At 53.6% G+C, this 13,082-nt stretch carries 11 protein-coding genes; 7 read left to right on the top strand and 4 right to left on the bottom strand.

The window, feature by feature from the left end; translation table 11 throughout:
- Nucleotides 1-2: 2 nt before the first annotated feature.
- Both LG200_RS07925 and LG200_RS07920 read right to left on the bottom strand, forming a co-directional pair.
- Nucleotides 3-1,040, bottom strand: a complete 1,038-nt coding sequence (locus LG200_RS07925) for a FecR family protein (RefSeq protein ID WP_226757030.1) — start codon at nt 1,038-1,040, stop codon at nt 3-5.
- A gap of 8 nt (nt 1,041-1,048) precedes the next feature.
- The gene (locus LG200_RS07920) at nt 1,049-1,570 is read right to left on the bottom strand and encodes a sigma-70 family RNA polymerase sigma factor (RefSeq protein WP_226757029.1); all 522 of its coding nucleotides are present in this window, start codon (nt 1,568-1,570) and stop codon (nt 1,049-1,051) included.
- Between the two features lie 438 nt (nt 1,571-2,008).
- Between LG200_RS07920 and mtnA the strand changes: the two genes are divergently transcribed.
- The 7 genes from mtnA to LG200_RS07885 all read left to right on the top strand — a co-directional run bounded on the left by mtnA (nt 2,009) and on the right by LG200_RS07885 (nt 10,446).
- Nucleotides 2,009-3,118 (top strand): S-methyl-5-thioribose-1-phosphate isomerase, encoded by a 1,110-nt coding sequence (mtnA, locus tag LG200_RS07915; protein WP_226757028.1) that lies wholly within the window; start codon nt 2,009-2,011, stop codon nt 3,116-3,118.
- Between the two features lie 6 nt (nt 3,119-3,124).
- Nucleotides 3,125-4,603 (top strand): NAD(P)H-hydrate dehydratase, encoded by a 1,479-nt coding sequence (locus LG200_RS07910; RefSeq protein WP_319004545.1) that lies wholly within the window; start codon nt 3,125-3,127, stop codon nt 4,601-4,603.
- Nucleotides 4,604-4,786: 183 nt separating this feature from the next.
- On the top strand, nt 4,787-6,424 hold the full coding sequence (locus LG200_RS07905) for a CTP synthase (RefSeq protein ID WP_226757027.1): 1,638 nt from the start codon (nt 4,787-4,789) through the stop codon (nt 6,422-6,424).
- Between the two features lie 4 nt (nt 6,425-6,428).
- Complete coding sequence (kdsA, locus tag LG200_RS07900) at nt 6,429-7,268, top strand: 3-deoxy-8-phosphooctulonate synthase (RefSeq protein ID WP_226757026.1); 840 nt, start codon at nt 6,429-6,431, stop codon at nt 7,266-7,268.
- Between the two features lie 44 nt (nt 7,269-7,312).
- A complete protein-coding gene (gene eno, locus LG200_RS07895; protein ID WP_226757025.1) occupies nt 7,313-8,596 on the top strand; it encodes a phosphopyruvate hydratase in 1,284 nt (427 codons plus the stop codon).
- Complete coding sequence (ftsB, locus tag LG200_RS07890; protein ID WP_226757024.1) at nt 8,593-8,922, top strand: cell division protein FtsB; 330 nt, start codon at nt 8,593-8,595, stop codon at nt 8,920-8,922. The genes eno and ftsB overlap by 4 nt, the downstream gene beginning before the upstream one ends.
- Before the next feature lie 78 nt (nt 8,923-9,000).
- Nucleotides 9,001-10,446, top strand: coding sequence for a sensor domain-containing diguanylate cyclase (locus tag LG200_RS07885; RefSeq protein WP_226757023.1), 1,446 nt, complete (start codon nt 9,001-9,003; stop codon nt 10,444-10,446).
- Nucleotides 10,447-10,491: 45 nt separating this feature from the next.
- Here the strand turns inward: LG200_RS07885 and LG200_RS07880 are convergent, their stop codons facing one another.
- On the bottom strand, nt 10,492-10,950 hold the full coding sequence (locus LG200_RS07880) for a TlpA disulfide reductase family protein (protein WP_226757022.1): 459 nt from the start codon (nt 10,948-10,950) through the stop codon (nt 10,492-10,494).
- Nucleotides 10,947-13,082: a TonB-dependent receptor plug domain-containing protein gene (locus LG200_RS07875; protein WP_226757021.1), complete on the bottom strand. Its 2,136-nt coding sequence runs from the start codon at nt 13,080-13,082 to the stop codon at nt 10,947-10,949. The genes LG200_RS07880 and LG200_RS07875 overlap by 4 nt, the downstream gene beginning before the upstream one ends.

The following is a 13,082-nucleotide window of genomic DNA, read 5'->3' as shown; positions in this document are numbered from 1 at the left end:
ATTTATTTCTTTTTGTTTTGCCTGACGCTCAGTGTGGTTTCAGTGGCGTGATGTTCAACCTTTACCGGAGTGATGCTGGGTAGTTCCATGATGAAGCTTTCGATATTCCTGGCCTGGATCACTGCGGTAATGCTGGCATCCTGGCCTTGAGCGGTTTGGGCGCTGATGGATGGTTTGCGGTAACGCGATAGGGTTTCGGCAATTTCTTCAAGGCCTGCCTGGTCAAAAGTGATGATGCCACTCTCAAAGCTGAAGGCATCAGCTGCAGGGCGTTGTATGCGTTTTGCCTTGCCGTCTAAGCTAATTTCTGCGACTTCATTATCACGCAGGGTCAATACGTTCTCTGCATTGCGGTTGGGCGAGGTTGGGTCTTGCCGGTCTATGCTTTGCGGTTCAACGCGCACAGTGCCGTGGTCTACGCTGACGCGTACTTTTTTCTGAAAGCGGTTGACTGCGAAGCGGGTGCCCAGAACGGTGATTCTGGCTGGGCCGCTTTCCACTACAAAGGGACGGTCGGGGTTTTTGGCTACATCAAAGCTGACTTCCCCGCTGTTCAGTTTCACCAGGCGCTGCTTGCGGTAATAGGTGATCTCGATATCGCTGTTGGCATTGACGACAATCTTGCTGCCATCCTCAAGTACCTGGGAGCGAATCTGGCCAATTTCAGCCTTGGCTACCATGTGCATGGTGGGTTGGGTTTGCCAGGCATCGTAGCTGTAATAAGCGATGATGCCTGTCGCGGCAAAGAACATGACACTCAATGTGCGGGTGACTACATTGTGTATTTTTTTGCGCCGGTCGGCCTTTTCAATGAATTCTTTCTGCTGCATGGCGCTTGCCAGCGAGAACAATTGTTCAGGGGAGTCCAGGTCTTCCCACAAGGAACACACTTCACGATAAGCCTGCTGGTGGGAGGGGTGGGAGAGCAGCCATTCCTCAAAGCGGCTACGCTTGGGATGCTCGATGTCGGCATCCTGCATTTGCACAAACCATTTGATGGCGGCTTCGCGTGCGGCTCTGAGGGTCGGGTTACTGCTCATTTCAAGATTTAGCTGATGAGGTCCTTGGCTTCAAGTAGATCCAGCATTGCACGCATGATATGTCTTTGGACCATGTTGAGTGAAATGCCGAGCTTGTCAGCGATATCCTGTTGTGCCATTCCTTCTATGCGGTACAGCCAGAAAGTTTCCTTGCAGCGTGGCGGCAGATGATCGATGATTTTTTGCAGTATATCCAGACGTTGCTGAATGTCTACTAAATGTTCAGCAGAAGGCACGCGCGGCTGGTCAAGCTCATAGGCCAGCTCGGATTCAATGTCTTCCGTTACCAGCGGGATAAAGCGCGCTTGCTCTTTGTGATTATCGATCAGCAAGTTGCGCACTATGGTGTGCAAGTATGCATGGGGTTGCTGCAATCGATCCGGGTTGGTCGAGATTGCAAAACGTATCAAGGCATCATGCAGGATATCGTAAGCGGAGCGCCTATAGGAGGTTTGCCGATAGATAGTCGGTAACAGGTCCATATATGCCCAGCGCAAATCTATACCGTGCCATGTGGGATTTAACATCATGCTAATTCACCACCGAATCTAGGGGAGACGATTTGCAAGTAGCAATAAACGGACCTGTTTTGTAGGTGTAAATTAATGTAATGATTATTAATGACTTTTGTATTTCCGTGATTTACGGATTGAGCAAGTTGGTTGTTATGTGGTGGCTGTAAACAGCCAATTGGTTGTTGTAAAAATCTTGTCATGCTTGACATTGATGAAAATACCGAGGTTATTCACACAACTTCATGTGATACATCAGCTTTTGCCAAGAAACATAAACAATCCAAAGAGATATAATTTTTATTATTTAAATCAATGACTTAATTTTTAGTTCAAAAAATGGGCATTTTAAAAATATCCTTTCAATTACAATAGTTACATTTTTAAGTCACAGCTATCCACAAAATTATCCACAGATTTTGTGGATAGGAATTCTTATTATTTCCAACACAAAAAATGAAAATCGGTCAACAACAATTTCGCACAATCTGGCCCGCTGGCAGCGAGGAATTCCAGGGAGTGGCAAACCGGGTCAATATTATTGACCAGACACAATTGCCGCATGAGTTCAGGGTGGTGGAAATTGCTTCTGTTGAGGCCATGGCAAACGCAATCCGAGAGATGCAGGTGCGTGGTGCGCCATTGATCGGGGCTGCGGCAGCTTATGGCATGGCGTTGGCAGCATTGAAGGATGCGCGTGATGAAAGCCTGCGTTTGGCGGCTACCTTGTTATTGCTCAGCCGACCCACAGCAGTGAATTTGCGCTGGGCGGTGGAGCGTATGCTGGAGAAGCTGCTGCTGTTGCCGGAGGCGTTGCGTTGTGCCGTTGCATGGAGCGAAGCAGCAAAGATTTGCGATGAGGATGTGGTGCTGAACCAGGCAATTGGCCGGCATGGATTTGATATTCTCAAAGTGCTGGCTGAATCCAGGTCCGGCAGGCTGAATATTCTCACGCATTGCAATGCGGGTTGGCTGGCTACTGTGGATTGGGGGACGGCGCTTGCCCCGGTGTACACCGCAGTTGAAGCCGGGCTGGATGTGCATGTGTGGGTGGGTGAAACCCGGCCGCGCAACCAGGGCGCCAGCCTGACAGCCTGGGAGCTGGCCCAGCATGGCATTGCGCATACCGTGATCACGGATAATGCGGGTGGTCACCTGATGCAGCATGGGCAGGTGGATTGCGTGATTGTGGGGGCTGACCGGGTGACGCGCAACGGGGACGTTTGTAACAAGATCGGCACTTATCTCAAGGCGCTGGCCGCCTTTGATAATGGCGTGCCTTTTTATGCTGCCGTGCCTTTACCAACAATTGATTGGCGCATCACTGACGGATTGCGCGATATTCCCATCGAAGAGCGGCATGCCGATGAAGTGGCCATGGTATACGGCCTGGATGAGCGGGGTGAGGCAAAGTCGGTGCGCGTGATTCCGCAGGGTAGCCAGGCAGCCAATCCGGCTTTTGATGTGACCCCGGCAAAATTGGTCACCGGCATCATCACCGAGCATGGCTGTTGTGAACCAGCGCAGTTGCAGCAATGGATGCCCTCCACTGAAATGACAGACTGAAAGTGCATGATGAAACCTTTATATAGTCTTGCCCGGCTACGCGAGTTGGAGCAGCAGCACCAGGCAGAAGGTTTGATGGAAAAGGCAGGCCTTGCTGCCGCAGGTTTAAGCAAGGAGCTGTTGGGTAAGGATGGCTATGCCGTGCTGGTGATGGCGGGTCCTGGCAACAATGGCGGGGACGCACTGGTCGCGGCAAGACATCTCAAGGCCTGGTGGCACCAGGTGACCGTGGTATTCACCGGCCAGCGTAACAAGCTGCCAGACGATGCTGCGCATGCTTATGATGCCTGGCTTGCCTGTGGTGGCGAGGTGCTGGCGGAAATACCGGCAGGGCAAAGCTGGCACCTGGTGATTGACGGGCTGTTCGGCATAGGCTTGCAGCGCGATCTGCACGAACCTTATTGCCGCCTGGTCGAAACGATTAACCAGTTGAAGGTCCCCGTTTTGTCACTGGATATCCCCAGTGGCTTGTGCATGCAGAGCGGGCGTGTGTTAGGCGCCGCAGTCCAGGCGAGCCATACGCTGAGTTTTATTGGCCTCAAGCCCGGCTTGTTTACGCTGGATGGCCCAGACCACGCAGGCCGCGTGCAGTTGGCAGACCTTGGTATTGAATCGGGAAAAGCGCAGGGATATTTGCTTGATGACGTTCCTGCCAGCTTGCCGCCCCGCAAGTTGAATAGCCATAAGGGAAGCAATGGCAGTGTGGGGGTGGTAGGCGGTGCCGAACACATGGTAGGCGCGGCATTGTTGACCGGGCGTGCAGCCTTGCAGCTGGGGGCTGGGCGCGTTTATTGCGGGTTGCTGGCCGGACAGGCTGTGGGTGTTGATTATGTACAGCCTGAGCTGATGCTGCGGCAGGCGCAATCGCTCATTGAACTGGATGCCTTGACTATACTGGCTGTTGGTCCGGGAATGGGGCAGTCAGTGGTTGCCGCTGCATTGCTTGAGCAGGTGTTGCGCAGCTCCCGGCCTTTGTTGCTGGATGCGGATGCACTTAATCTGGTTGCCGGCAGTGTGGCATTGCGTCGTTTGCTGCAGCAGCGCCAGCCTGGAACCGTCGTGATCACGCCACACCCTGGGGAGGCAGCAAGCCTGCTGTCATGCAACACGACCGGGACACAACAAGACCGTATCGGCAGCGCCCTGAGGATGGCTGAGGAGTTGGGTGCCGTGACTGTGCTCAAGGGCTGCGGCAGCGTGATTGCATTCCCTGATGGCCGCTGGTTCATCAATCACAGCGGCAACCCCGGCCTGGGAAGCGCGGGTATGGGGGATACCCTGTCAGGCATGATCGCTGCGCTGGCTGCACAAGGCCTGAGCCTGGAGCAAGCGGCCTTGCTCGGTGTCTACCTGCACGGCGTGGCGGCAGATGAGCTTGTTGCGCAGGGCATAGGCCCGGTCGGCCTCACAGCCACGGAGGTGGCGTTGCATGCGCGCGCGTTGTTGAATCGCTGGGTGAAGGATGCGGTGAATCAGCATAGATGATCATGCTGGCTGAAGCCGTTGGTCAAGAGTCTTTTCTTAGTGGTTGAATATTAATCACTAGCTGGAAGGGCACGGCCAAATGCAGGGGGAGCGATGGCCCGTAGGCTGCAATTCTCATTTGTCGCCAATGGGTGTTTACAGTAAAATCTAACCCCGTCCGCAATGTCCCAAAGTTTTTATTCCATGACCAAATTTGTATTCGTTACCGGCGGGGTTGTTTCCTCATTAGGTAAAGGCATTGCAGCTGCCAGCTTAGGCGCAATTCTAGAGTCGCGTGGCATCAAGGTGACCATGCTCAAGCTTGACCCCTATATCAACGTTGATCCAGGCACCATGAGCCCGTTCCAGCACGGTGAAGTTTTCGTGACTGATGATGGCGCTGAGACCGACCTGGACCTTGGCCACTACGAGCGCTTCATCAGCGCCCGCATGGCAAAGCGCAATAACTTCACTACCGGCCAGATCTATGAAACCGTGATCAAGAAAGAGCGTCGCGGCGAGTACCTGGGCAAGACCGTGCAGGTGATTCCCCATATCACCGACGAAATCAAGGCACACGTCAAGCGCGGTGCCGAAGGCGCAGATGTCGCGATTGTCGAGGTCGGCGGTACGGTAGGCGACATTGAGTCCCTGCCTTTCCTTGAAGCCATCCGCCAGATGGGCATAGAAGAAGGCCGTACCAATACCTGTTTCATGCACTTGACCCTGTTGCCATGGATTCCCACTGCTGGCGAGCTGAAAACCAAGCCTACCCAGCACTCCGTCAAGGAGCTACGCGAGATCGGTATCCAGCCGGATATCCTGCTCTGCCGTGCAGACCGTGCCATCCCAGAGGATGAAAAGCGCAAGATCGCGTTGTTCACCAATGTGCCGCATGAAGCGGTGATCTCGGTGATCGATGCTGACAGCATCTACAGTATCCCGCGTATGCTGCATGACCAGATGCTCGACGAGATCGTCTGTCACAAGCTCAACCTGCTGGCCCGTGCCGCGGACTTGTCGAGCTGGAACCGCATCGTGCATGCATTGAATAACCCGAAGCATGAGGTCAACATTGCCTTTGTCGGCAAGTATGTGGACCTGACCGAATCCTACAAGTCGCTGACTGAAGCCTTGATTCACGCTGGCATTCACAATGAAGCCAAGGTGAATATCCACTATATAGATTCCGAAGATGTGGAAAAGGGCGGTACTGCCGCACTTGAGCAGATGGATGCCATCCTTGTGCCGGGCGGCTTTGGCAAGCGCGGTACGGAAGGAAAGATTGCCGCCATCCGTTATGCGCGTGAAAGCAAGACGCCTTATCTTGGCATATGCCTAGGGATGCAGCTGGCGGTGATCGAGTTTGCCCGCAACGTGGCCAAGCTCAAGGATGCCAACAGCACCGAGTTCGACCCCAAGACACCTCATCCGCTGGTAGGCCTCATTACCGAGTGGAAGAATGCCGACGGCAAGGTGGAGCAGCGCAGCGAGGATTCAGACCTGGGTGGCACCATGCGCCTGGGCGCGCAAAAGTGCCCTATCGTTCCTGATACCAAGGCGGCCGCGATTTACGGCAGCGAAGTCAACGAGCGCCATCGCCACCGCTATGAAGTCAATAACAACTATGTGGACCAGTTGCAAGCTGCTGGTTTGGTGATTGCTGCGCGCACACCGACTGAACAGCTGTGTGAAATGGTGGAATTGCCGGAGGCAGTCCATCCATGGTTCCTGGCCTGCCAGTTCCATCCGGAATTCACATCCAATCCCCGTGCCGGTCACCCGCTGTTCAATGCCTATATTGCAGCCGCGCTGACCAACCAGGCAGCAAGAAAGGCCTAATGCAATGAAGCTTTGTGGTTTTGACGTTGGTATTGAGCATCCGCTGTTCCTGATTGCCGGCCCCTGTGTGATTGAGTCCAGGCAGATGGCCATTGATACCGCAGGCCAGCTCAAGGAGCTGGCTGATGCACTGGGAATTCCTTTTATCTACAAGTCATCGTATGACAAGGCCAACCGCAGTTCCAACAAGACTTTCCGTGGTTTTGGCATGGAAGAAGGCCTGAAGATTCTGGCTGATGTACGCAGCCAGATTGGTGTGCCTGTCCTGACAGATGTGCATACTGAAGAGCAGGTGCCGCATGTGGCTGCGGTGGTGGATGTACTGCAAACCCCGGCATTTCTCTGTCGCCAGACCGATTTCATTACTGCCTGCGCAAAATCCGGCAAGCCGGTGAATATCAAGAAAGGCCAGTTCCTGGCACCTGGCGATATGAAGCAGGTGGTGCAGAAGGCCAAGGAAGCCAATGGCGGCGCAGATACCATCATGGTGTGCGAGCGCGGCGCCTCCTTTGGCTACAATACCCTGGTATCCGATATGCGAGGGCTCGCCATCATGCGCGAGACCAACTGCCCGGTGGTGTTTGATGCTACCCATTCAGTGCAGCAGCCTGGCGGCCAGGGTGACAAGAGCGGAGGCCAGCGCGAATTTGTCCCTGTGCTGGCACGTGCTGCCGTGGCTAGTGGCGTTGCCGGCTTGTTCATGGAGACGCATCCTGATCCAGCTCTGGCCATGTCCGATGGCCCTAATGCATGGCCCTTATCCAAGATGAAGGCGTTGCTTGAAGTATTGGTCGACCTCGACCGCGTGGTGAAAAAAGCCGGGTTTATAGAACATACCTTGTAAACACTGGCATAAAAATCCAAGTTTTTAATTGAGGAAATAAAAGCATGAGTGCAATTGTAGATATTATTGCCCGCGAGATTATCGATTCACGCGGTAACCCCACAGTTGAGGCCGATGTATTGTTGGAATCCGGCGTTATTGGCCGTGCAGCAGTGCCTTCTGGCGCTTCCACCGGCACCAAGGAAGCTGTGGAGTTGCGTGATGGCGATGCCGGCCGTTACTTGGGCAAGGGTGTGTTGCAGGCAGTCGAGAACGTCAATACTGAAATCACCGAAGCCATTATTGGCCTGGATGTTGAAGAGCAGAGCTTTATCGACAATACACTGATTGAGCTGGATGGCACGGAAAACAAGAGCCGCCTTGGCGCTAATGCCATCCTGGCAGTATCCATGGCGTGCGCACGCGCTGCGGCCGAAGAGTCCGGCCTGCCGCTCTATCGCTACCTCGGCGGTTCCGGCTTTATGCAATTGCCTACCCCGATGATGAACATCATCAACGGTGGTGCCCATGCCGAAAATAGCGTGGATATGCAGGAGTTCATGATTATCCCGGCTGGCTTGCCCAGCTTCCGTGAAGCCTTGCGTGCCGGTGCCGAAGTGTTCCATGCGTTGAAGAAAATTTTGCACAAGCAAGGCCTGGCAACCACCGTTGGCGATGAAGGCGGTTTTGCCCCTGACCTGCCATCAAATGAAGCGGCTATCCAATACATCCTGGAAGCGATTTCTGCTGCTGGCTATGAGCCGGGCCGCGATATTCTGCTGGGCCTGGATTGCGCCAGCTCTGAATTTTACAAGAACGGTCTTTACCACCTCGAATCAGAAGGCTTGCAATTGAACTCCGCGCAGTTCACTGACTACCTGTCTGCCTGGGTAGACAAGTATCCTATCATCAGCATTGAAGATGGCATGAGCGAACATGACTGGGATGGCTGGAAGTTACTGACCGACCGCATGGGCCGCAATGTCCAGCTGGTGGGTGACGACCTGTTCGTGACCAATGCCAAGATCCTGCGTGAAGGCATCAAGCGTGGTGTTGGTAACTCCGTGTTGATCAAGGTCAACCAGATCGGTACCCTGACCGAGACCTTCACAACAATTGAAACCGCCAAGCGTGCTGGTTACACCGCCGTGATTTCGCATCGTTCCGGTGAAACCGAAGATACCACCATTGCTGATATCTCAGTGGCGACCAATGCCCTGCAGATCAAGACTGGCTCGCTCTCGCGTTCCGAGCGTATTGCCAAGTACAACCAGCTGCTGCGCATTGAAGAAGAACTCGGCGACGCGACCAGCTACGCAGGTAAAGACGCATTCTATAATCTGAAGTGAAATTCCTGACGCTCATCTTTGTTGCCATTATCGCCTTGCTGCAGTACCCACTGTGGCTTGGCAAGGGCAGCTGGGTGAAAGTCTGGGCGATCAACCAGCAAATCGTTGCGCAGAAGGCCGACAATGTCAGGCTCAAGCTGCGCAATGACACGCTGGATGCTGAAGTGCGCGACCTCAAGCAAGGCTATGCAGCCATTGAAGAGCGTGCGCGCAGTGAGCTGGGGATGGTCAAGCAGGATGAAGTGTTTTACCAGGTGATCGACCAGATCCCAAGCAAGCCCAATCCCCAACCAGTAGCGCCACCCCCCGCTACGAATGTTCACTAGCGTCTGCCAGCAGGGTTTTGCGGGTATGAGGTATGATAGATAGGGAACCCTTATCTTGTCTGTCTATGACTCATATCCATGAACCGATATAAACTGATCCTGCTGATTAGCGTTATCCTGGCGACAGGTTTTCTGGCGACATCCATTGTCAGCTATCAGGTTTCCCGGTTATCCATTCACGACTCCATAGTCAATAGCACGCTGCCGCTGACTTCAGACAATATCTACTCTGAAATCCAGAAGGATCTGGTACGCCCGATCTTTGTGTCATCCATGATGGCATCGGATACTTTCCTGCGTGACTGGATCATTGATGGTGAAGCCGACATCGGCAAAATCAGCAAGTACCTGCAGGAAGTCCAGACCTCTTATGGGGCTTTTGTTTCCTTTCTTGTCTCTGAGAAAACCGCCAATTATTACTATGGTGAAGGGCTGTTGAAGCAGGTCAGCCCCGAGGAAGAGCGCGATGCATGGTACTACCGTGTACGCGAGTTGAAATACCCTTACGAAATCAATGTAGATCGCGATATGGCACATGCTGATGTGCTGACCATTTTTATCAATTATCGCGTATTGGATTATGCCGGGGAATATTTGGGCGCTGTTGGTGTTGGCCTGGCAGTAAATTCAGTGCAAAAGCTGATTATTCATTACCAGAAAAAATTCAAGCGTAATGTGTATTTTGTGAATGACCAGGGCGAGGTCCAGCTTTCCGGCAATCCGATTCAGCCATTGGGCAGCAATATCATGGAAGGCTCGGTCTTGCAGAAGCTGTTTCAACGAGCCAAGGCCAATGGCACTGAAACGTTTGAATACGAGTACGATGGCACGCAGCAGCTCATCAATATTCGTTATATTCCTGAACTCAAGTGGTTCCTGTTCGTGGAGCAAAGCGAAAGTGAAGCCACCAGCGATATCCGGCATGCACTATATATCAATGTACTGCTTTGCCTGGTGGTGACCGCGATAGTGGTATTGCTGACCCACATTGCACTGCGACGCTACCAGGCCGAACTGGAGACGATGGCAACTACCGATACGCTGACCGGCCTGCCTAACCGCAAGGCATTCGATATCGTGATTGATATCTTCCTGAATGAAAGTGCCCGCACCAGGGGGGCTCTGGCGGTGATTGTGCTGGATATCGACCATTTCAAGTCGATCAATGATCGACTGGGGCATTTTGGCGGCGACCATGTGTTGGTTGTCACCGCGAAAACCATCAGGGCTGGGACGCGGGCGGCTGATTTCATCTGTCGCTGGGGTGGAGAGGAATTTCTGATTGTCATCAAGGATTGCGATGAGCACAGTGCCATGTTGCTGGCGGAGAAGATCCGCAGCGCAATAGAAAACGAATTGATTGCCTACAAAGGTGAGCAGATCAATATTACTGCCAGCCTGGGGGTCGCCGTGGCGCGTACTGGCGAAAAGATTGAACATGTGCTGGATAGGGCAGACGTCGCCATGTATGCCGCCAAGATGGCTGGGCGCAACCAGGTCAATCTCAGTCGCTTTGACGGATAACGGTGGCGTGTCTACTTCACGGTTGCCCTAGTTGATGCGTGCCTTTCATTGGCAGTTTTGCTGCATCTGCGCAAAATCATGCGCTTCCAGTGCTCCGGTTTTCCTGAAACAGATGGCTTCATGGCGATCAACCACCAATGTGAATGGTAATGCACCAGTGCGATTGCCCGCAGCCCGCATCAACCCGCTGATATTCAGGCCTGGCCTCAACACCGTTGCTTGTACAGGATGTTGCTCAAGAAATCGCTGTGCCAGTGCGGGCGTGTCGGTATTGACCAGCAGGACAGTCCATCCAGGATTGAGCCTGGAAAAGTTGTCCAGCGCTGGTAACTCATGGACACAAGGGGGGCAGTCTACTCCCCAGAAGTTGATCAGTGCCGGCTTTGTGACATGCTTGAGTTGAATGAAACGATCGCCATCCAGCGTAGGCAAGGTGAAGTCCCAGCTTTCACCCGCATATGCGGGAAGGAACACCAGGCCAGTCAGCAGCAGGCTGCGTATCATAGGGATATCTTGAAACCTGTGTAAAGGTAGCGCCCGCGTCCTGGCCCCCACAAGTGTGTGAAATCTATGCCTCCAGCGCCATCTATCCAGAGGAAGTTTTCATGGTCGGTCTGTTTGAAGTCAAACAGGTTGTCAGCACCTGCATACAAGGCCAGCCGTTTGTTGACCTGGTATTCAGCCCGTATGTCTGTTGTGGAGTATGACGGGCTTTTATCGCGTTTGCGGCTGCCGTCAAAGTTGTAGCGCGGATTGTTTTCATAATCATAAAACTTGGCAAGGTCGTGCGGGCCTGTCCAGTTAAGGCGGAAATATGCCGTCCAGGGGCCACGTTCGTAATCCACGGTGAAAAAGGCCCTGGCTTCAGGCCGGGAGAAAATCAGCGTGCCCGGTGCAAACTCATAATGAAAGCGTTCACCGCCCACGCTTACCACAGTGCTGGGAGTGAGCTGGTAGGACATATTGATGTCCACGCCTTGCACGACTACTTGATGAGGTGAGTTTTCAAACAGGGTGACTGTGCCACTGCCGCCTGCCGGATCGGCAACACCAGGCGTCAATATGGCCATATGGTGGATACGGTTGTAGTTGTATGAGCTGGTGACAGCCAGACGCTCATCCGCATAGCTCAGGGCATAGCTCAGGTTATCGGACTTCTCCGGCTTGCCCAGCATGCGGATGATGCGTATATCGTCGAGTATGCCATGGTCCTGCTCAAAAAAGCTTGTGGGCGCGCGAAAGCCACGGCCTATGCTGAAACGGCTGCTGACTTCATCTGTGTGGTGGTAGAGCGCGTTGAACCGTGGGGAAGCGATATTGCCAAACACATTGTGATGATCCAGCCTGACTGAACCATTTACTTCAAGTTTTTCGTCAAGATAGGTACGATAAGCCTGCAAGAACAGGGCAGGGGTGCGATAGCGGTAGTTATCCACTCCTTTGACGTTGGTGTTGTTGGCTGCGGAAAAGCCGTGGCTGCGTAAATCCTCAAAACGGTAGTTCAGGCCGGCAGTCATCAGCCAGTCAGCCACTGGGAACTGATAGGAAGCCTCCACATAGTATTGCTGCTGCTTGGCCTTGTAGGTGGTAATCTCGTAAAAACTGTCCTGCTTGTGCTCGGCTGCGCCAAAGGCCAGGCGAAGCTTGCCTTCCCCCAGGAGCTTTTCCGCAGAGGTAACCAGTTGGTAACGGTCTGTGAATATGATTTCAGAAAGCCCGGCGCGTCCCTGGTCGTAAGGCTGGAATGCGCCGGTGTCCGGTGCCAGCCAGCCGTTGCTGAATGGTGAGCCGTGCCTGCCGCGGCTGAAGTCAAAGGGATTGCCGCTCTGGTCAGCCTTGATGGCATTGTAGTGGGTGCCCAATGCACCGCCGCTGCGCTGCTCATCCACAATATCCAGCCGTCCGCGCACCTTGAAACCTCCAAGATCATCGGCAAACCAGCCCAGCCCAAGCATTTTCCTGTCATAACCTGTGTATTCCGAGACCCCTTCGCCACTTTCATCGACGGAGTCGTGCTGATTCTTGCTGAAGGTGGCGGTCAGGGCACTGTTTTCCAGCACGGTAGCGAGATAGCCCTCATATAGCCTGGCACCATAACTGCCGGCTTGCATGCGCAGTCTTGCCATGTCTTGCGTGGGCCGTTTGCTGACAATATTGACCGAACCAGCCAGCGCTTCCGGGGCGATTAAACTGGCACCGGCCCCGCGCGCGACATCGATGCGCTCTATGCCCCAGACGCTGACGCTATCGAGGCCATAAGCTGACGATACCGAGGAATAAATGGGAATGCCGTCTATCATCAAAGTGGTGTAGCGCCCGGGCAAGTTATTCAACAACACATTGCGGACATTGCATATCGAGCATTCCACCTGCACCGCAATGCCGGGTTGTTTTTCCAGCGCCTCTGTCAGGTTGGTGGCACCTGATCGTTCTATGCGACGCTCACTGATGGATTCAGTCTTGACGATATCTTCCCGCAATGCCCCTGGTCGAGTCGAGCCCTGATTGGTTTTGCTTTTGATCGTGATCGGATCAAGGACCAGCGTGCTGGTTTCCGCAGCGTCTGCTGACGTACTCAGCAATAGCAGCGCCATGGTAAGTGAAGATGGGGAGCGATATATTTTGCTGGCACTCAT

Source organism: Methylobacillus caricis, assembly GCF_020532705.1.
Lineage (GTDB): Bacteria > Pseudomonadota > Gammaproteobacteria > Burkholderiales > Methylophilaceae > Methylobacillus > Methylobacillus caricis.
Note: the sequence above shows the minus strand (reverse complement) of the source record. Positions and strands in the feature narration are given on the sequence as shown.